This is a genomic window from Nonomuraea sp. NPDC048916 (genome assembly GCF_040649575.1).
In the GTDB taxonomy this organism is placed as follows: domain Bacteria; phylum Actinomycetota; class Actinomycetes; order Streptosporangiales; family Streptosporangiaceae; genus Nonomuraea.
In genome coordinates, this window is the sequence record NZ_JBEZFS010000334.1 from 1 (window position 1) to 350 (window position 350).

1 protein-coding gene is annotated in these 350 nt (G+C 65.1%); it reads left to right on the top strand.

The genetic code is table 11. The features are described from left to right. Window positions 1-120: 120 nt before the first annotated feature. The coding region (locus tag AB0C16_RS41105) for a hypothetical protein (protein ID WP_357691662.1) at window positions 121-350 on the top strand (230 nt) is incomplete at its 3' end.

The window sequence follows — 350 nt, forward strand, 5'->3', positions numbered from 1 at the left end:
CGAAAGAGCCCGAACCGTCGTGCGTCCGGCTCTCCTGGCGTGACGAGCAGGGCCTCGGTGAGTGATGCGGCCGGTGGCCGGCCAGATCGATCTGTTCGACAAGTAGAGCAAGGAAAGCGTATGGGCGAGTCCGAGTCGAGAATGGTCACCGTCTCCACGTTGGACCACGGCGACGTCACTACGGCCGAACCGGATTGGTGCCTGGGCCACGTCGACGCCCGCCCCGAATATCGCTGCGACACGGGGCATGTGGGAGCAGCTCAGGAGGCGACGTACTGCGGTTACGAGCTGGCGTTCGCCGCCCTTGCTGAAGACCCCTTCGCCGAACTCGGCAGTCGCGAAGTCGGAGT